Source organism: Ruegeria sp. BG8, assembly GCF_056538325.1.
Genome location: NZ_JBQFSZ010000018.1, coordinates 1 through 19402, shown reverse-complemented (window position 1 = coordinate 19402; position 19402 = coordinate 1). Strand labels below are relative to the sequence as shown.

14 protein-coding genes and 1 pseudogene are annotated in these 19402 nt (G+C 50.1%); 7 read left to right on the top strand and 8 right to left on the bottom strand.

Translation table 11 applies throughout. The features are described 5' to 3' along the window. Positions 1–51 precede the first annotated feature (51 nt). Entirely contained in the window at positions 52–2283 is a 2232-nt protein-coding gene (locus ACR0DG_RS21040) for a right-handed parallel beta-helix repeat-containing protein (RefSeq protein WP_480700408.1), read from the bottom strand. 410 nt (positions 2284–2693) lie between these two features. Here ACR0DG_RS21040 and ACR0DG_RS21035 point away from each other — a divergent pair, with 410 nt between their 5' ends. Further along, complete coding sequence (locus ACR0DG_RS21035) at positions 2694–5108, top strand: glycosyltransferase (RefSeq protein WP_480700409.1); 2415 nt, start codon at positions 2694–2696, stop codon at positions 5106–5108. Beyond that, positions 5105–6001, top strand: a complete 897-nt coding sequence (locus ACR0DG_RS21030) for a sulfotransferase (protein WP_480700410.1) — start codon at positions 5105–5107, stop codon at positions 5999–6001. Before ACR0DG_RS21035 ends, ACR0DG_RS21030 begins: the two co-directional genes overlap by 4 nt. Here the strand turns inward: ACR0DG_RS21030 and ACR0DG_RS21025 are convergent, their stop codons facing one another. Then, positions 6002–7480: an O-antigen ligase family protein gene (locus ACR0DG_RS21025; protein ID WP_480700411.1), complete on the bottom strand. Its 1479-nt coding sequence runs from the start codon at positions 7478–7480 to the stop codon at positions 6002–6004. A 230-nt stretch (positions 7481–7710) separates the two neighbouring features. Between ACR0DG_RS21025 and ACR0DG_RS21020 the strand changes: the two genes are divergently transcribed. Then, on the top strand, positions 7711–8940 hold the full coding sequence (locus ACR0DG_RS21020; protein WP_480700412.1) for a GumC domain-containing protein: 1230 nt from the start codon (positions 7711–7713) through the stop codon (positions 8938–8940). Between the two features lie 84 nt (positions 8941–9024). After that, a complete protein-coding gene (locus ACR0DG_RS21015; protein WP_480700413.1) occupies positions 9025–10236 on the top strand; it encodes a glycosyltransferase in 1212 nt (403 codons plus the stop codon). 17 nt (positions 10237–10253) lie between these two features. Here ACR0DG_RS21015 and ACR0DG_RS21010 read toward each other — a convergent pair whose 3' ends face one another. The 5 genes from ACR0DG_RS21010 to ACR0DG_RS20990 form a co-directional block, all read right to left on the bottom strand. Next, entirely contained in the window at positions 10254–11420 is a 1167-nt protein-coding gene (locus ACR0DG_RS21010) for a polysaccharide biosynthesis/export family protein (protein WP_480700414.1), read from the bottom strand. A gap of 23 nt (positions 11421–11443) precedes the next feature. Next, positions 11444–12586 carry a glycosyltransferase gene (locus ACR0DG_RS21005; RefSeq protein ID WP_480700415.1) on the bottom strand — a complete coding sequence of 381 codons (1143 nt, stop codon included), beginning with the start codon at positions 12584–12586 and terminating at the stop codon, positions 11444–11446. Beyond that, positions 12583–13770, bottom strand: a complete 1188-nt coding sequence (locus ACR0DG_RS21000; protein WP_480700416.1) for a glycosyltransferase family 4 protein — start codon at positions 13768–13770, stop codon at positions 12583–12585. Before ACR0DG_RS21000 ends, ACR0DG_RS21005 begins: the two co-directional genes overlap by 4 nt. A 12-nt stretch (positions 13771–13782) precedes the next feature. Beyond that, a complete protein-coding gene (locus ACR0DG_RS20995; protein WP_480700417.1) occupies positions 13783–13908 on the bottom strand; it encodes a hypothetical protein in 126 nt (41 codons plus the stop codon). A 176-nt stretch (positions 13909–14084) separates the two neighbouring features. Further along, positions 14085–15362: a sugar transferase gene (locus ACR0DG_RS20990; protein WP_480700418.1), complete on the bottom strand. Its 1278-nt coding sequence runs from the start codon at positions 15360–15362 to the stop codon at positions 14085–14087. 1037 nt (positions 15363–16399) lie between these two features. Between ACR0DG_RS20990 and ACR0DG_RS20985 the strand changes: the two genes are divergently transcribed. The 3 genes from ACR0DG_RS20985 (at position 16400) to ACR0DG_RS20975 (ending at position 18976) form a co-directional block, all read left to right on the top strand. Continuing rightward, positions 16400–16624, top strand: a complete 225-nt coding sequence (locus tag ACR0DG_RS20985; protein ID WP_480700419.1) for a hypothetical protein — start codon at positions 16400–16402, stop codon at positions 16622–16624. 175 nt (positions 16625–16799) lie between these two features. Next, entirely contained in the window at positions 16800–17945 is a 1146-nt protein-coding gene (locus ACR0DG_RS20980) for a P-loop NTPase family protein (RefSeq protein WP_480707321.1), read from the top strand. Then, positions 17945–18976 carry a nucleotidyltransferase family protein gene (locus tag ACR0DG_RS20975; RefSeq protein WP_480700421.1) on the top strand — a complete coding sequence of 344 codons (1032 nt, stop codon included), beginning with the start codon at positions 17945–17947 and terminating at the stop codon, positions 18974–18976. The genes ACR0DG_RS20980 and ACR0DG_RS20975 overlap by 1 nt, the downstream gene beginning before the upstream one ends. 194 nt (positions 18977–19170) lie before the next feature. Here the strand turns inward: ACR0DG_RS20975 and ACR0DG_RS20970 are convergent. Beyond that, positions 19171–19301 (bottom strand): annotated as a pseudogene (locus ACR0DG_RS20970) (integrase core domain-containing protein); the annotation flags it as partial. Between the last annotated feature and the right edge of the window lie 101 nt (positions 19302–19402).

The following is a 19402-nucleotide window of genomic DNA, read 5'->3' as shown; positions in this document are numbered from 1 at the left end:
CGAAACCCGACCCACTCAGAGTAAGTCCAAGAACTTGAAGAGACCCTTGCCTCAGGCAATCAACAAGTCTGAGTAGAACTCAATACTGTCTACGCGTAGTGGTTCGTTACCATCTGCGGTCCCTTCAAAAGCAATAAGCTCACCGTTTTCGATCCAAACGTCTTCGATCACGCGGCCAGTTAGAGTATCACGCGTTGCAAATCGCTCATTGACTTCTTGATCCCAAATCCATGAATCGACGGTTTCGTCGCCAACAATAACACTGAGCACACTCTCGCCATCGGATTCATCGAAATAATTGACGACAATATCATAGTAGCCCGTTTCGCCCTCAAATTCAGTTGAGGCTTTTGAGGCGTTTTTGCCTACGGCGTTCAGATATGCATCTCCCGAGGCGACTGAATTGTCTTTGACCTTCCAACCGCTTTCAATGTCGAAGGTTTCCGCTTCAACAAAGTAGTGCTTGTTGGGCAACTCGCCTTGGTCAGATTGCGCAGGAGGCATTTCTTCTGGCGTCACTAGGGACGCATCGTCATCACCCGCTGTAGTGGAGTGATGAACTACATCCAGGTAGTCGATCCGAAGGGGTTCTTCGGCGTCTGCAGTACCCGAAAAGGTTATAACATCCCCAAAGTTGATCTGAACGCCTTCGATAATCGCTTCGGTCGCGGTTGCATCGTTGGCATACTCTGAACCTAGGTCCTGATCCCACACCCAAGTGTGTGCAACTTGGCCGTTAACAAGCAAAGACAAGTTCGAAGCACCGTCCGATTCATCGAAATAGCCGACGCTAAGGTCATACGTGCCGCTTTCGCCTTTGAACGTAGTCGAAGCTTCACCGCTTTCGCCATCGCTGACACGTATAATTTGCCCGCCGGAAGCAACATTGAGGTTGTTTGCTACAAATCCGTCTGTGAGGTCAAAGTCTTCAGCTTCATAACGGTAGCTGATCGAGTCGCCTGCATCCGGTGTGCTACTGTCCGAAGGAGCAACTACCGCGGGGTCCTGTTCTGCTTCAGGCAATGGTGCAAGCTCTGGTGCGGGCAGAGTGTCCGCCGCATAACCGTCCAGTAAGCCGTTGATGTAGTCTTCTATGTCATGAATACCATTGCCATCTGCATCGCCATGAGGGTCGTAGGTATTCGGGTCCGAACCCAGAATTTCTTCGAAGAAATCCGGGATCCCATCATCATCGCGATCGCTGGGTGCTTGAGTATTAGGTACAAAAACATACCCCCCAACATCATCGGGCGAATCTATAATACGGCCGGTCCCATCAATCACCGACTGTATTATACGCTCGTCAATCGCAGTAAGCTCCGGATACCGAGCCCCGGCATTAGACAAGACAAAGTCCATTACCTCAGATGTGGGCAGGATAGTCACATTACTAGGTTCGAATACAAAACTGTCAGAGATTTTGGAGACTGCGTCACCGCCAACCTCTGCGAAGTTGTCCGCAACGTAATAGGCAGTACCGTCTTCGGCCGAATTCAGGCGAATCGGCGCCCTTCCAGCTGAGTCTACACCCGCAATGTAAACGTTGCCGATGACATGGGCAGTCGTTCCTGAATAGCTCTCAAAGCCATTGGGCCCGTAGTTGTATACAAGGTTGTTTATGAATTCGATGTTTTGGGCATCGTCCTTGACTTGGGCATTTCGATGTTCGTTGTGCGCAAACAAATTACCGACCACCGTAATATTTGAACTGCCGTCACCAATCAGCAGGCCCATTGAATGGTCGCCTTCAGGGTGAATGGACTCATCCAGCGCTTCCGCCAAGATATTGTTCGAAATGGTCACGTTTGTGGAACCGAACCATACAGTGATCAGTTCATCGACTGACCAGCTAAAGGAGTTGCTGTCGATAACAACATTCTCAACGGTTTGTTTGCTGGTACCGATCGAAAGCCCGTCCCGTTCGGAAGCGATATCGCCTTCCCCATCGCCAGGACGAAACTGCATACCTCGGATGATAACGTTGTCCTCGACAACACGAAGCTTCGCCCCCGAAATCGTGACGCCTTCTGGTGAGGTCTGGCCAGCCACAGTGACGTCGCCATTAACTTTGATTGACTCTGTTAGCTGAATCTCACCGCTCACTTCAAAAACCACAATACGTGGTCCATCGAGTTCTTCTAGGGCCCATCTGAGAGATCCCGGCCCCGAATCTGCCAAGGTCGTAACTTTGACAATTTCACCGCCTCGACCGCCTGTCGTTTCAGAGCCAAAGCCCTGTACCCCATCGAACGCCAGGTCGGCGTTACTTAGATCTCCGTCCATCTGAATTCCTTCTCGATCTCAACCGAAGGGTACTTCATATGCACCCAACTTCTGTTTTGGTTTCATTAGGGCGCTGAGTGGTGCCCCTTGGACTGCATGCATCCCAACATGCGAACGGCTGCCTACAAGCCGTAACACAGATTTAAAACCTTAAGCTTCATTTCAACAAACGGGCTATCGGCGAAATTTGTCTTGGAAGTGGCTTTTTTGTGCAGGTTGCCGCCAGAATTGGGCCCACCAAAGCAAAATAAGCAGTTTTTTGCCGCATAAAGATGATTTTCGGCTAAAGTAAGCCACGGCAGCGATGTGAAAGTATACCCTTTAGCGGCTTTTTCATTGCTCTGCCGTATTAATATGCAAGTTTTTGTTGGCAGTTTTTGTTCGGTTATGAGTGTAAAACGGGTACTTTAATGAAGAAAATCAGGATTCTCGCTCTAACGAAATCGACGGGCGGTATCGCATTCTACAACAAAATGTTGCTCTCCGCTTTGGACTCTGAACGATTCGAATCCCATACGGTTTGTCTATCAGAAGGTTCTGCAGCCTATGCGGATGAACTGCGTGTCCTTGGGTTGAGTGCGGAAGAGTTTGAAATGTCGCGTTACCGAATCGACCCCCTTGGTGATCTTCGTGTTCTGCGACATGTCATCAAAAAGGCTCGCGCATTTCAGGCAGACGTTCTAGTTTGCCATGGCAGCAAAGCAGGTTTCATCGGTCGCGCGGCGGGGCGCATTCTAAATCGCCCGGCGATTTATCGTCAGGCATCGATGCCATTCTTGAAACGCGTTCAGGGTCACAGAGCCCCAGCCTACTGGGCGTTAGAGCGGCTTGGTGGCTGGTTCGGCGGCAAAATGGTCGCAATAACAGAATACGCGTGTCAGGAGACTTTAAGACATCGTGTGTTGTCATCAGATGCAATCAAGGTAATCCGAACTGGCGTAGACACGGAGGTATTCCGCCCTGCAAAACGGCGCGAGGCCGTGGCTGTTCAACTTGGTCTCGACCCCACACGCCCTGTCGTCGGCTGGTTCGGAAGGCTGGAGCCCCAAAAAGCCCCGCTGGATTACGTGGTAGCTTTGCAGCAGGTGGCTCCTACTCATCCAGATGCTCAATTCGTCATGGCGGGAGAAGGTCGCCTGGACCAAGAGATCAAAAATGCGCTAGAGGGGATGGAGAATGTCCATCTTTTACCTTGGCAAAATGATCTTCAAAGCACGTTTCAGGCCGTGGACGTCTATGCCCTGAGCTCTCTTTGGGAAGGCTTACCCCTGACCCTTCTTCAGGCGATGGCCTGCGGTTGCGTGCCAGTATCGACAACTGTAGACGGATGCGTGGAAGCCATCGAAGATCAAGTTAGCGGTCTTCTGGTCGCACCCGGTGCGCCTGATGAAATGGCATCGGCTCTCGATTCCCTTCTGTCTGCGCCTGAGCGCAGATCGGCCATGGCCTCTGCTGCACGGAAAAGAGTCTTGGATCTTTTCGACCGTCGCCGGATGGTTGAAGAATGGGAAGATTTTCTAAGCCGCCAAGTCACATCGGCACAGCGTTACAAGTCTCAACAGCAAGGTTCGCAATCGGTGCCTACAGAGGTGATGCAAGACCAAAAGAGCCTGCGGATTTGCATGGTGATTTCATCTTATCATCCGATCGTAGGTGGAGCCGAAAAACAGGTTGCACAGCTGGCACGCCTTATGAGCATCAAAGGGCATGCCGTTAGGGTCATAACGCGCCGCTATCCTGGATTACCCGCGTTCGAAGTAATCGATGGTATCGAGGTTCAGCGGATTCGCTTTGACGGACCAAAGAGCTTTGCATCTGCCCGATTTGTGGTTGGTGCCGCGCGCGCCATACGCCGCTATGCACCAGATGTGGTCCACTGTCATTCGACTTTCAGTCCAATGCTGGCCGGGATCCTGAGTCGTGGATTATCGGGCCGACCGTTGCTGGCAAAGCCAATGTGCGGCGGAGAAGTTACATCTATTTTGAACAAGACGGGCGGCGCTCTTAGGCGCCTTGCGATGCAATACCGAGTGTCCCGCTTCGTGGCCGTAAGTAAAGAGATCGAGGAAGAGCTGCAGCAATTCGGCTTTCCTGAATCCAATATCCTTACTATCCCAAATGGTGTCGACACCGAACGTTTTCATTCATGCCGTGTAGCGGCAGAGAAAGCTGTTCTCCGAAAAGACCTCGGCCTACCTGAAGGATCTTTATTTCTGTTTGCCGGGCGTTTTGCTCGACAAAAACGATTGCCGCTTTTACTCGAAGCTTGGCCCAGAGTCAGAGCACTTTGTCCGGACGCGACGCTTTTAATAGCGGGTGCAAACCGTGATACTTCCTCGGGCTTTAAAGCCATTGGAAACGAAGCTGAAGACATACCGGCCGAACTTCTTAAACAAGAGGGCCTCCGGTTTCTTGGTCACGTAGACGATATGCCGTCTTATCTTCGCGCTTGCGATGTATTCGTACTACCTTCAGCACGAGAGGGGCTTTCCAATGCTCTGCTCGAAGCATGCGCGTCAGGGTTGGCGGTGGTGGCGTCGGATGTAGGAGGCACAGAAGACCTGATTCAAGACGGCCGAAATGGCCGTTTGTTCAAACCCGATGATTTGGAAGGTCTAGTTCAGGCCCTTACCGATCTTGGTTTGGATACCCAATTGCGTCAGGCTCTCGGCCTTCAAGCTTTAGAAACAATTCGCCAAAAGTTCGACATTCGACAGACAGCTGAGCGGTTGCTTCTGACCTACGCAGAGCTGACCGAGCCTCGAAGCCCCTTGCACGACAATGCCCTCGGTGAGGTCGCCCGCACTGACGGAGGTCAAGAATGAAACCTGATGGACCAATCTTTGTTCTTGGGCTGCAACGCGGCGGCACCAACCAACTATTGAATATTTTGCGATCGCACCCAGACACCATTTGGCCGAACGGAGAATTCCACGAGGTTTTGAGACCGAGTTGGAACAATAAGAACTCGATATCAGATTTCGCTCGTATCGCTTTTCATTATCTACCGATGTTGGCCACACGGGGAGATATCATAAACCCGCATAAGCGGACGCGCCCTGTTGCACTGGACCGATATACGCGTGATTGGGTTGCAAAAAGGCTTTCCCACGCAACAAAAATTAATTGGGAAGAAGTGTCGCGTTACAAAGCCGCGATGGAAGCGCACGGCTTCTATCCAGAAGGCCCTGCAAAAGGCCGCAGAATGGTTGTAAAGCTGGTCAACCACAATGTGGAATTAGCTAGCGATCTTTACCAAATCTATCCAAATGCGACTTTCATTGGAATCATCCGCGACGCGTCAGGAGTGTGCGAAAGCATGATGTCTCGTGGTGCTTCATTAGAAAAAACGCTGTCACTTTATCAGTCTGTTGCGCGAAAACTTCTCGATCTGGCCAGTGAAGATTTTCCCATCATGCTGCTTCGTTTTGAAGAGATCATAGCGGATATTGTTGCGACCAGCTCTGAAGTGTTTTCATTCTGCCAATTGGCCCCTAATGCGACCGCTGGATTTTGCCTGCAGGACAAGGCACGCGTCTTCGGCAACAACGGCAAGGTCATTGGTATGGAGAAAGTAAATGCATTCTACAATATTGCCCATGCCAGCGCTCATTTGCGGGCGGATGTGAACTCATCGGCCCGCGCTCGATTACCAGAAGCTCTAAGAGTCGAGATTGAGGAAAGCTGTGGCCCATTCATGCGGCGGTTTGGATATTGATTACCCTGCGCCACCACTTGAGCCGACCCGAAAGTCTCGAGATAATCGTAAAGTGGCAGCGCCGGGCGCCGGTTGTATGTCGCTCGGGTTGAGCCTCATTTCCGCTATGCGCCCCGCCTCGACGGCAAGCAATATTACAATCCAAAGAAATCTAGGGTATGCGTCATGCAAAAGCACCATGCCGATCATATAACCTGCCAACCCCGCACCAAACGCCACGAATAACATCGCCAACCTGGCGTCACCATGCGCCCGCGCACAATTGTATGCACTAATAATACCCAAAGCGGACAGAAACAAAATCGACAGGAAATAAATCAGGCCAACCAGCCCGGTCTCGGCCAAAACTTCTAAATACAAACTGTGAGCTGAGCGTCCCTCACCACGGAAGATCAAACCTTTTTCAAGTGCTACATCTTGATAGTGAAAGTTAAAGTTGCCACTTCCTACGCCTCCCCACGGGTGATTGATGAATAACTCCCATGCAACCTTGTAACTGGCAAGACGGCCTTCAGCGCTTTTGTCAATCTGAATAGAATCTACCAATTTCCCAATTGTAGCAAGACGCTCGAAAGCCTCGGCACCCAAAAAGGCCGAAGCCGCCGTGAGCAACACAACAAGTACAAGAATGGCCGCAACTTTCTGTCGTCGACTAAGCTGGAAGAACAAAATCCCTAAGGCTACAGCAAGCGCTAGAATTCCGCCTCGTGACTCAGTCACGAGAATTCCGAACAATAACAGGGCCACTGACACACCCCAGAAAGCGAATTTATAGAATCTGTCAGACTGAAAAAAATAATAAAGCGCGAGGGGGACATTAAAAACGAGAACAATTGCAAAGAAGTTGGCGTCATTGATCGGGCCTTCGAAACGACCGTGAAATTCATTGAAATGCGCGAAAATCTCCAGTCCAGCAGGAAGAGTAACGCCTAGAACCTGGAGAAAACCCATACAGCAGATCACTGACACGGTCAGAACCGACGACACAATCACGGTCTCTAGACCATTCTTGTACCGCATGAAGGCCAGCACAACCAGCGCGACTATAACGACCTTTACCAAATCGAAACTGTTATCAAGGGTTACGCGCCAGTCGATCGCATAAGTCGTTCCATAGAGGGTAATTGCGACGTATCCGACTAGCAACCAAAGCGACAGCCAGCCAAAATAAGGGCGATCACCCCAGAAGAAGTAGCGCGCGCCAAGCAGTGCAAGAAGCCCTGGAACAGCTAGTTTCGCTATAGATGGAGCACCAAAAGCATATATTAGATTGGGCGAAAGGTTCGATATTATCATAACAATCAGAATAGAAACGCCGACTTGCGGGTAGTTCAGCGCTGCCAAGCCGAGGACTCCAAAAACGGCGAGCGCCATCAGTTCTACGACCGAAGAATCTCCGATGACAAGTGCAACCAGACCAGCTCCCAAACCGATCCAGACCAACAGCGGCAGTTGTGGAATCTTTAACGCTTCCCTCATAACAACCGGCCTTTCGCCAACCATCTGGTTTCCATTATGCAATCCACACTCAAGGTGCCAATAAAAAACATAGCGAGCCTAGTAGCAAAACACGTTCAGTCAATCATCGTGCCAATATCTGTTGCAATTTCGAAAGAACTGAAAGCTCGAATAAACATAGTTCATTGATAAATTCAGGGCGGGTGCTAGATTACGTAAGTGGCTTTAAATGTGTTTTCAGGAGTACGGTTTTGTATGACCAACTTGGGGTTCCCAGGAAATTTGTAAAAATTGCCGCGACTGTCATTTTTTGTGTATTTCCGATTCTTGCGTTTTTCATTTTGATTAGACCACCCGTTTTTGAGGCAAGGTCGCTTATTCTTTTCGCCCTGGGACAAGAATATATTTACGTGCCAGATACAGTCGGCGGTGAGGCACCTAACCCTGGAGACTTTCAGGGCGTTGTTAACGCAGAAATGCTCTTGCTAGATAATCCTGAGCTTAGCCTCGTTGCGCTCGAGTCCGTAGGTGTTGATAGGGTGTTCCCCGGATTACCCAACGACGAAGAATCGCTGAGCCAGGCAGTGCTTGGGATACAAGAATCCACTACTGTTGAGCTCATCACGGGTTCTTATGTGGTAAAAATTGCAGTCCAACATGTGGATCCAGAAATTGCAGCTGAACTAACAAACGCCATAACGGCAGCCTTTCTTGAGCGACGGCGGGAACTTTACACCGCACGCGAAACCTCTCGGTTGCAGACCCGTCTTGAAGCCGCCATCAACCAGGCCGCTGATACCAACAATCAAGTGCATGAACTTTTGGGGGGTTTGGATCCTCAATTTATCACCTTCGATTTAGACCGGTCCTCTGAGGATCAGGCTAATCTTGAAGGCCTTTTGAGGCAGTCACGTACAACTCTGGCGGCCCTGAAAGTGCGCCGGGACCACTACGCCACGCGTCTGGGTATGGAGGATCAGGTTCTAAGCACTGAAACCGAGATCAAGGAAGAACAGGCTAGGATCGACTATATTGAGCGCTCAATGCTCGAAAACCAGGAAAAGGTACAGAATCTGTCCTCACTTATACCAGTATTGCGCCCGTTAATTGCGCTGCAACAGCAACAAGCTCAGAGGATCGCAGACTTAAAGTCTCGGCTGCGCGACAACCTTGCCCTAACGGGCGCAAATATTGAAGGAAACGTGCGCGTGATTGAGCGCGCGGTTCCGCCGCTAAGATCTAGTTCGGCATCCCGCAAAGTGCAACTTGCAATTGTCGGAGTGGTATCTGTCTTAGCGGGTATTGCCGTTGCTGGATTTTCGATGCTACTGAGCGGGGGTCCGCAACCGCAAGCCAATCGCCCTAGTTCGGAAAGCCTTAGTAAAGGCGATATCAAGCCCCAAGGTTCGGAATCTCTATTCGGTCAGTTGCGCGCGCAGAACGCAAAAGGCAAACCAAAAGCACGCGCACCCTCAAGATAGTACGCGATTCACTCCTTTGCTGAGTATGCAATCCCGCAAACACGTGTTGCTGTTCTAATGTGAGCATATAGTAGGAGAACGACAGTGCGGAACAGCTCTAAACGAAAACCCCTAAAGCTGGCCTATGTCGTTGATACACTCGTCACAGGTGGAGCCGAGCGATTGGTCGTTACCTTTGCAAAGGAAACGATGACCCGTCCCGATCTGGAACTGACCGTCTTTGTTCTCAGCAAAGGCGGCACACCATTCAGCGAAGAGCTTGAGGAATTGGGTATTGAAGTCGTCTACCTTCCAGGAAAGAGTTTAATCGACATCAGGCGCTTTACTAAATTAGTCTCAGAACTTCGGAAGCGGTCATTTGACTTCGTTCATGCTCATCTGATTTCCTCAACCGTTTTGGGGGGATGGGCTGCTGCGATACTGCGGCTTCCCTTTGCAACCACAATTCACAACGTCAAAGCAAGCACGGCTAGGGTCAGCAAGCTGCGTGGGAACCTTTACCGGAGCGTCTTGCGGATGCCCGGAACTGTTAGAATTGCCGTTGGCCAAGCCGTTGCAGAGGCGGCAAAGGCTGACACTGGCGGTCGTAACTGCATGGTTATTCAGAACGCAGTGTCTCCTGAAGCAATTGCAACTAACGCCGCGCGGAACAGGATGCGCACAAAATTGGGAGTAGCCGACCGAAAGGTTTTGATCGCAGTAGGTGCGATTATCGGGCAAAAAGCTTATGGCGATCTGATAGTGGCATTTTCGGATGTGGTAAAAATGTTTCCCAATACTATCCTTTTGATAGCCGGAAACGCTCCGGACACAAATCGCTTTGAGAAATTGCAGAAGCAGGTGGAGGATCGTGGTTTATCCGAGCAAGTGCAGTTTTTGGGTTTAAGAAGTGATATTCCCGATCTTTTAGCAGCAGCAGATTTGTTTGTGAGCGCTTCTCATTGGGAAGGTTTACCCGTTTCAGTACTAGAGGCAATGATAAACGGTGTACCTTGCGTCGTAACTGACGTCGGCGACAATGCCCTTATTCTTGACGGTACTGGAGCCCCAATTGTCCCTCCCGGCCAACCCGAAAAGCTAGCCGTGTCTCTTTTAGAGATGTTAAAAAATGATCCGGTCCGAAAACAAATCGGGCAAGCCGCTAGATGCCACGCCGTTGAACACTATGGCACTGGTGCCTGGGTAGATAAACTAACCGAAGTCTATGCGAGCTCACCTAGACGTCCCCTGCTCCTGGGCCTTAACAAACGTCGCTCTGCCCCGGGCCTTGCTGCAGGCTCGGGAGACAGAGGTTAAAACGATAGTGCGAAAGTTCAGTTTGTGACGCCCTCAAACCTAACAACCAGAACGTCACCAGGTTGCAACTCGCTGGTCAACTTCACTCGTTCTGCCCGATCACTCCCGTTAGCGCGGTAAACTTCGAACACCGTTTCGGCCTGTTCATCGACAGACATAGCTAGAGACGGAGCCGTTATGCGCAAATAATTCATACTGGCATCCAGCTGCGATTGAAGCAGTTCGATGTTTTCGTCCGCCGCGACCTTAGCAGCCAGCAAATCTCGGTGATACCTTGTCAGCGCCACGTCGATTTCGTTTTTCGCATTCGCAGCTGTCTGTGCGGCGGCGGCGGCACGTGCCGTTGTTTCAAGGTCATCAGAACGGAACTGATCCGCTTCGACCTTCAGATCGGTCAACCTTTCCCGGCGGGACAAACCTTGTGAGACCAGTTGATTCACATCTGCCAATTGTTCTTCAGTTGCAGCAAGCTGTCGCTCGATCAAAGCACGGCGTTGAGCATAAAGATCCGCCTCAGCGGTCGCAAGCGCTTCACGACGACTAAACCCTTCAATTGACTCATCTAATATCGTACGCCCCATACGAACAAGCGAGACCTGGTCCGGATTAACACCATCTATGCTCAGTTCTTCACCATCTATTTGGCCAGATTCAACCATCTCTAATTCAGCAACAATAGCTCTGCGTTGATCCTCGGCGAAACTAAGACGGATACGCGCCTGGATCACGCGTTGTTGCGCATTGACCACATCGCGGTCGTTCACACCTTCGGCCGTCACACGCTCATACCCACCAGCTTGAGCAACTGCCATGATAACGGTCATGCCCGGTGTATAAGCGTAAGAACCGGGCGTTTGCACGACACCCAGAATCGACACCGGCCGGTATTCTGAGATATCCACGATTACCGAAACCGACCCGGCAAATGACTCGGCTGCCCGGGTCACAATTCTTTCCTCGATTTCAGACAAGGTTAATCCGGCTGCCTCAATCACGCCCAGCATATGAAGCCGGAATGTGCCATCGTCCCTAACCTGAGCGATACGTGAAAACTCCGCCCGCCCAAGGATCGATATATCCAACTTATCGCCTGGTGCCACAACATAACTCTCGGCGAAAGCCTGTTGAAACAGGCCAAAACACAGGGTCACAGCCCAGAGAAAAACTCTAAAACCTTTAAACATCAACCTGTCTCCGTCAGCTAGGTTCACTTTAGACCAAATCCGTCACCTACGAACTCCGATCCCTCCGTTGGTGCATTGTAAATTGACCACAACCGGTCCATCATCGCCAAACCGGAAAAGCGGCGTTCCACCGTTCCGCGTCCCCTCTGTCCCAAAACTCTACGGGCATCTTTATCCTCGACCATATGCTCCAGAGCATCAGCCAAAGCCAAAGGGTCCGACGGGGCCACTAGTATGCCATTCTCGCCATCTTTAATCAAATCTGGTATCCCGCCGACCGCTGTTGATACGACCGGAACTTCGGCAGCCATCGCTTCAAGGAGCGCCATTGGCAATCCTTCCCATTTGGACGCGAGCACAAAAACGTCTATCGCCGCAAGTAATGCCGGCATTTCGCGCAGGTTGCCAGTAAATGTTAATTGATCACCATCCAAGTGGAGACACCGCGCTCGTTCTCGAACCTCTTTCGAGAGCTCTCCGTCTCCAACGATGAGGACATGGATATTCTGCACGCGGTCCGAAAGCAAAGAAATGGCTTTTAGGAAGTTTTCATGATCCTTCTGAGCCGTTATGCGCCCGATTTTCGCGAGTACAACCGCATCTTCAGGCACTCCAAATTTGGACAGATCCATAGGTTGCGACCGCCCAGCGGCAAATCGATCCAGATCTACACCATTTTGCACGACTTCGATCCGGTCACGGTCATAGCCACCATATTTCGCCACATGCTCTGCTACGTTTTCTGTCACAGCCAAACAAGCGTCAGCACCAGATGTTAAGGTTCTGTAGATGGTAGACAGCAACCGTTTCTTACGCCAAGGGTCCGTATTATGCAGTGTGATCACACGCCGGCGGTTCAGGCAACGCGCAGCCATTTGTCCAACCAGATCGCTCTTGATCAAATGTGTATGAACTATGTGTGGGTCCCATTTGCGAATGAGCAAGATCGCACGCAAAAGCGCACGGGGGTCTCGCAACCCACGCCTACTCAAACGTACAGCTTCAACACCTCGCCGCACTACCTCTTCTTGCAAAGGTCCGGGGGTGAAATAGGCGACCTTCACTTCATCACCACGAGTTTTAGCCGCATCCAGCAAGTCAAGTAGTAGAGTTTCGGCCCCGCCAATACGCAGGCTATCGATTATGTAAAGCAGGCGCAGACTCACCAGTCAATCTCGCTAGTACGGAAACCACTTGGGCCAACTGGAGTTTTAGACATCAATCGATGGGCAACAGCTTCCCAAGTAAATTCTTTACCGCGTTTAAGTCCAGCAAGCCCCATCTGGCGGCAAGTATTTGGGTCGACCAGAATCTTATAAAGTGCCTGGGCCAAAGCATCACTGTCTTTCGGCAGCACCAAACGCCCGGTTTCCCCATCTTTAACGATCGCGCCAATATCGCCTGCTGTAGTCGAAACTACGGGCAATCCGAATTGCATAGCTTCCAGAAAAACTATCCCAAACGGCTCGACCCGGGACGGCATGCAAAAACAAGAAGCGCTTTGAAAATAAGCCTCTATTTCGGAAATCGGTCTGCGTCCTACAACTTCGCAACCTTCGACATCAATTTCTGGAGAACACCCGACTATCGTAAGCGTCGCATCAGGTAGGCGCAAACGTAGCTTTGCAAAAGCCTCGACCATCTCGGGACCTCCTTTGCGCTCCCATTCGACGCCAACAAACAAGATATTACGTCGTCCGTAGCGTGACGGTGCTGTATCTACCGGACGAGTGGGTCTCACTGATGCTCCCGCCCCAATGGCAGAGACCTTGCTGGAAGAAATCCCGTAATCTCGTATCAAAAAGTCCCGGATTTTGGGGCCGAATGTGAATACATGAGCCGCCTCTTCGTAAATCTGACACTCACAATCCAACCAGCGTTCGGAAGGATGCCCCGTACCATCCTGATCTTCATCAGCCAGTCGTGCGCGTGCCACATGATCGGTGTAGACATAGTTTGGGCAATTAGGAAACGCAGCCGAAAACATCGACTGAGTTTGCACAGTAAAATCGAACTCTCCTGTTTCAACGCGCTCTTTCAAAAGCTTTTCAGCCGCTCGGAAATAAGACCTGTTTCGAAACAACCGGTATCGTAGCACCGACCTAGAACGAAAACTCCCTAGCCCGTATTCCAGCGGAACATTCACGATGCTGCCCAACATGTTTGGGAAGCGTGAGCGCATGGCATAACCAACGTCAAAAGTTTCGAACAACACCGTAGGAAACTCTGCGCCAAGAGCACTCAGCAATTTCTCGTTGACGTGGGAAAAACGCCCATAAGTGGCAAAAAGCGCCTTAAAGTCGGGCTTTTCGCGCACGTCATAGGCAAATTGTTTCCGGGAATCTCGCATATCTCTCATCCGTTAAGCAATTTGCTTTTCCACATAGGTGCAATCGAAGAAATCGGAGCCCGAACGTTGGGTCGCACTGGACAGTGCGATACGATAGATCGCCAACTCCTTACCGGTTTTCTGGATGAGTTTGTCCATATCGAACCTGCTATCCACTTTAGGCAACTGCAAAGAGTAAAGGATTATTCGTAGCAACTCCGGTCAGCCGCAGTTCGCTGAGTGAAATTGGATACGTAAGCCTTCTGCGTTTGCTGAGAGCCTAACACTGGTTACTAGCTTCACGTGTTGAATACCAAAAAGAAGTATTCACCGATTCAGCTTTCTATGTGAACCGCGGAAGAAGAGGCAGCTTGTTTATCAGCCACTTGCGCGATCGGTTGAAACCGCCCTCGCAATGAACGCAGGGCGCTTCGAATGATAAAATGCGATCGGTGTGGAACAACCACAGACTGCTTCAAATAACGTTCCAGAATGTGATGAGAAAAATCGCTACCAGGCCGGTACCACATAACAATCTGCCCGGGTACCTGTGAATCTTGTTGCTCTGACACGACGCTGGCCACACGCCTAGTCCCATCGGGAAGCGAAATCACCAACTTCCCTGCGCCATCAACGCAGGTATCGGGAACCATGAGGTACTGATCGTCAATCCAAAGAACCGGATACACAACTGATTGGCTGTTACGATAGGATACTGAAACACCGGCCGTGGCGGCTTGATCCCGCGATTTCCCTGAACTCGCTTTAGCACCCCTCCAAGCGAATAGCCGCGATCCCAACTTGGAAACTGACCTCGCCAAAACGCAAGCGCCCACCAGAGCGATCATCTCAAGTTCACTTCTGTAGCTGACCGGCTTAGAGCACATCGCCGAGTTCAGGCGGCCCCGCACAGCCTTAGATGTGCCATGACTCATCAACGCCTGTGTCGGACCAAGCAAGCCCGGCTTTACTTTGAGGCGAGCAGAGAAACCTCTTACCTCCGAGCCGAGTAAATCAGCGATTTCAGGACGAAGAGGGCGAGGACCACAGATGTTCATGTCTCCCTTGAGCACGTTCAGAAGCTGAGGAAGCTCATCAAGACGGGTTTCTCTTAAGAAACCGCCCAGAGGCGTCTCAAGACCGGAACCCGCGGGAAGAACTTTATCCTTGGTCAGCTGAGCTGCTTTGGCGGTATCCAGCGTTCTGAACTTGTAAATGTCGAACAATTTCCCATTCCGGCCAACCCGCGTTCCTCGGTAAAAAATAGGGCGACTTTGTGTCACCATCAGAGCAAAAATAATCATAATAAGAAGGGGTAACACCATAAATAGCAACGCGGCTGCGATAGAAGCATTGTAAATACGGTGAATAGTTTCTGAACGCGGAATGAACCCTATTGCGCGACCGCTATTTCCGGTCGCATTGAACTTTAAAAGGCTATCCGGCTTTTCACCATCACGCAGTGGACCTATTTTTGGGTACACAGCGAATTTATCTTCGGGGATAGAACGAAATTGAATGGATTCTTCTTGTTCATTCAGGGGTTGTATTTCGCCCTTTTTTTCACTTTCCGGTGGCGCGATAAAATCCGAATGCCTAAAATAGACTTTCATTGGACAATCTTTCCTCGTTTAACTCAGCTACTTATTACAGTCGTAAAACTCTATACCGAGGAGCTGTTGCCAATTCAAAATGCAACATACTATGAAAAAAAATCAGACAGCTTAGCTATCGACAATCAGGCAGCAGTCGACAACCCCCGGGGTGTTCCACCCAAGAACTCTATCAACACTGCCCCCAAAAGCAAGAAATAATGCCCTTGCAGCAAAGATTGCTGCGGCTGGATCGCATATATATTAGACATTTGGCTAGTTAATGTGCATTTCCGTGAAAACGCAGTTAATAATCGCCATTACTTCAACGAGATATTAACTCAGTTATGTCCCCCGGCTTTCTCTCGCATTATCGGTAGAGCAAAAAAACCGGCGACCGCAGCGCATAAAACAGCGATGGAACCGAAGATCGGAAACATTACGCCGAACGCAATCAGGAAACCGGCTCCGAAAAACAATGAAATGCCACTTGCCAAGCATCCCACAAACAATCCGATCGCCAAATATCCAACCATTTTCGTTTTGCCTTCGCTACCCTGCTTTGCGAGCCGCGCAACATACACGCTACACACAATTAAAACGAGATTGTGCCCAGAATTGGGCAAGGCTGAAGAAATTCGATAAAGGTGCCTGTAGGCTTGTACTTGTTATTTCAACATGCTCGTTAGGGATAAACCTAGTGCGGTGACGCGAAATGTACACCACCAATGATGCAACGCCGCCGTTTTCAGTGAGATATTGCCAATACATGTGGCCAATTTATCGAGGCTAATTTTTCAACGAGATGCGGGACACCAATACGTGGAAAAACATAGCGCCAAAAATCAAAGAGTTGACCTAAAACTCGAGTAGTTTCCTAGTCAATAACACTAGGCGCCGAGTTCGTTACATTTTTTTTCGTCTTTTGCAAATAAAGCAAAAAAAATCGGAAGCGGTGACGCTAGCAGGCCCTCAGCGGCCTTGAGAGAATCAATTTTTTGTTAGATTATATGTCCCCATTGTGAATTCTTCTAATGAGTTAAAAGGGAGTAATTGACGTGTCAAAAACTGACGAAAAAAAATCTGACGCCCCTGAATCACCAGAACGCCGCGAACTTCTTGCGCAAGCAGGTCGGTACGCTGGCGCAACTTCCGCAGCCGCTTTGGTGCTATTATCAACAACCAAAAACGCAGATGCCGGTGGTATTTTCAGAAGCGGTGGCTTTAGGCATAAGCGTAAGTATCGTTTCAAAAAGCACCGCAAAGGTAGAAAACTATCCTAAAGAACATGAGACTTTCGTAGCTGCGAAATAACCGTAAAAGCAAATTTGAGTTATGTAGCCATTTACGATGGACTGCTACGATCAGACGTTCTGATTAATCTGGACAGAATAAATTGGCCAGCTTTGATCGGGAAAGTACAGTTGCAGCGCTGCTTCGAAGACGATTTTCTTTAACTTGTCTCAATTTTACGCGCCTGATAGTTATCGAAAGGGGTTAGGCATTTTCACTCATATCCTGATCCCGACCGGCTCCAGCCAGTTGGAGTGGGTAGGCGGAGAGGCATACCTTTTTCTGAAAGAGCAGCAATCCCTATGTGTTCTGAATGGTCAGGCTGCTTTGGCTTGGCAAAAGTTCCAATCGGGTGTCATATGTTTGGATTACACTCCGTGCGATCCATCGATATGCTCCCGCTCTATTGTTGATGACCTACGGTCAGTTGGTGCCATCGAAGCTCTCTCAAGCGCAGAAGGGGTTGCCACGGTCAGCGAAACCCTTGTGGTAGAAACAGGTATCGTAAGGGTTCTTATTGGTTTCGATGATAAGGTACCTGAAACGGTAAAATGCGCATTTGACCACATGTGTGTACCTGTTGGGTCGGCTTGCGGTGCTTACGTTCTAACACAGCGCGTAGGAGAGATGAAAGCGATCGCTCTGCGGGATGAACCGCTGGTCAAAGTCAATGACGACATGCTTGTACCACAACTGAAACTCGCAATAACAGAAGCGGTCCTCGAGGCAGCTGACAACCTTTTGCTGCATGCTGCAGTTGCTGTGCATGAGACTGGTCAGGCTATATTGCTCGTTGGGGGCCCTGGTGCAGGCAAAAGCACCCTCGCAACAGCGCTTGAGGTAGCAGACTTTGCACTAGCGGGTGATGATATAGCAGTTTTGAATAACGATGGGTCCGTTTTTGCTATCCCTTTCCCGTCAACGCTGAAAAAGGGCTCCTGGCGGCTTTTGGACACAAGGCTTGAGGAGATTAACGGTGCCGACACACATCTGAGGCCAGATGGGCAACATGTTAGGTATTTGCCGGTTGATACGGAATTAGCACTTACTCCGCGCCAGGTTGGCTGGATCGTGTTTCTTGATCGTCAAGATGATGAAGCTCCGACGTTAATACCACAGCCGGTGCCGGACACTTTATCCGGCCTAATCAGCCAGGCATGGTCTGGAACCCGTGACCTAACCATCGAAGAATTTGGAGCGCTGGCCGCATGCGTGAATAACGCGCAGTGTTTCCGTTTGCGCTATTCCGATCTCAAAACGGCGGTCGCGGCGCTTAGTGAATTCTGTAACGAATCGGCCAGAGAAATCTGATGTCTCCTGATGTAGAGCTAGCAATGACTGCTCAATCTGAATTCGAACGTTTGGTCAATTGTCTGAACGGTAACTTCACAGGCGAGCTCGATTGGTTTGAACTGATTTCTGTCGCAACTGAGGAATTTGTCGCAACCGCTTTGTATCGCAGCCTAATCGCTTCGGATATGGCCACACGGGTGGATCCAGAAGCTCTCACTTTTTTGGCAGAACTGGAACGAGCAAACAGAATACGCAATCGTCAATTATGGGAACTTACGTGTTCGGCAGTGACTGAAATAAATGCTGCGGGTATAGTCCCGACACTGATAAAAGGGGCCGGTGAAATGGCTCTGCTGGCTGATCCTTCAGAATACTCGCGTCTACTTATTGATGTGGATTTAGTTGTTCCCGAACCCGATGTCCCGATCACGCAGACAGCTATTTACCGAAGCGGTTTCATAACAATGGAAGAAAGTACGTACAGGCATTCCCCTGGCAGTTACTGGCGCCCTGGTTCTGTGGCCACAATCGATCTGCACCATGCCCTACCGCACAGCATATCTGTTTTACTGACCAGCGATGATTTGAGAACACGTTTGATTGAGTATAAAAGGGATGGTATCCGCTATTTCGCTCCGGACAGCAGCTTGTGTTTGCTAATCAATATCGCACATGACATGCTGCACCATTCGGCTTTGGCGAGCGGCGCGACTAGTCTGCGTTATCTGCTGAGTCTTATTGAACAAATTGAGAATCCGACACCCAAGATTGATTGGGATTGGCTTCATGGAAAACGCCAGAACCGTCGGTTTAGGCTGGCTTATGACTTGCAGTTAACAATGTTGGAGCATTTGTTTGGGATGAAACTTCCTGTCGCCTCCCCACAGAACCCGCTGGTGCAATTTCTGCACCAACGGCGGAAGCTAAAGTTTCGCAATCCACGCCTTGGCAGCATCGAATGGGCTATCGTCCGCTACATTTTACGCGCTTCGCAATTCATCGGAAAGCGCACGAGACTACTCTCACCCATCAAAGAACATGTCAGATGAACAGGCGGGGTAACTCCTTAACAGTCGCCTAATAATCTGAAACTACATTACCTCTACGAAACCTTAATGAACATCTGGAGAGCCTTTGGGCTCTGAAAAAGCAATTTCAATAGACATCTTTTGTCTCTAATTTCTGTCACTCGCGGCCAATGCTAAGCCGGTTCAAATGACAAGGTCGGCAACCTCGAATCTTACCGCCAGAACGCCAGTTTTCGCCCTGCATCATCCAAGTTGTCAAACATCTCTTCATTAAGCATTCGCCACGTAAGCTTCCGTTGAATGACTCGGTGAAGGCGTTCTGCAGCGGCTTGCCGGGGACGATGTGACCTGCCCCCGAAACTTCGCTCGTTGTGATGTAGAGTTTGCTCAATCTTTTGAAGGAGCAAACGAATGCGAAAGAGCCGTTTCATGGAAGCCCAGATCATT

Coding starts and splice junctions, on each gene's coding strand:
- ACR0DG_RS20995 (WP_480700417.1), bottom strand. CDS start 13,908: ATGGACAAACTCATCCAGAAAACCGGTAAGGAGTTGGCGATCTATCGT.
- ACR0DG_RS21010 (WP_480700414.1), bottom strand. CDS start 11,420: ATGTTTAAAGGTTTTAGAGTTTTTCTCTGGGCTGTGACCCTGTGTTTT.
- ACR0DG_RS21025 (WP_480700411.1), bottom strand. CDS start 7,480: ATGAGGGAAGCGTTAAAGATTCCACAACTGCCGCTGTTGGTCTGGATC.
- ACR0DG_RS20990 (WP_480700418.1), bottom strand. CDS start 15,362: ATGAAAGTCTATTTTAGGCATTCGGATTTTATCGCGCCACCGGAAAGT.
- ACR0DG_RS21030 (WP_480700410.1), top strand. CDS start 5,105: ATGAAACCTGATGGACCAATCTTTGTTCTTGGGCTGCAACGCGGCGGC.
- ACR0DG_RS20975 (WP_480700421.1), top strand. CDS start 17,945: ATGTCTCCTGATGTAGAGCTAGCAATGACTGCTCAATCTGAATTCGAA.
- ACR0DG_RS21035 (WP_480700409.1), top strand. CDS start 2,694: ATGAAGAAAATCAGGATTCTCGCTCTAACGAAATCGACGGGCGGTATC.
- ACR0DG_RS21000 (WP_480700416.1), bottom strand. CDS start 13,770: ATGCGAGATTCCCGGAAACAATTTGCCTATGACGTGCGCGAAAAGCCC.
- ACR0DG_RS21040 (WP_480700408.1), bottom strand. CDS start 2,283: ATGGACGGAGATCTAAGTAACGCCGACCTGGCGTTCGATGGGGTACAG.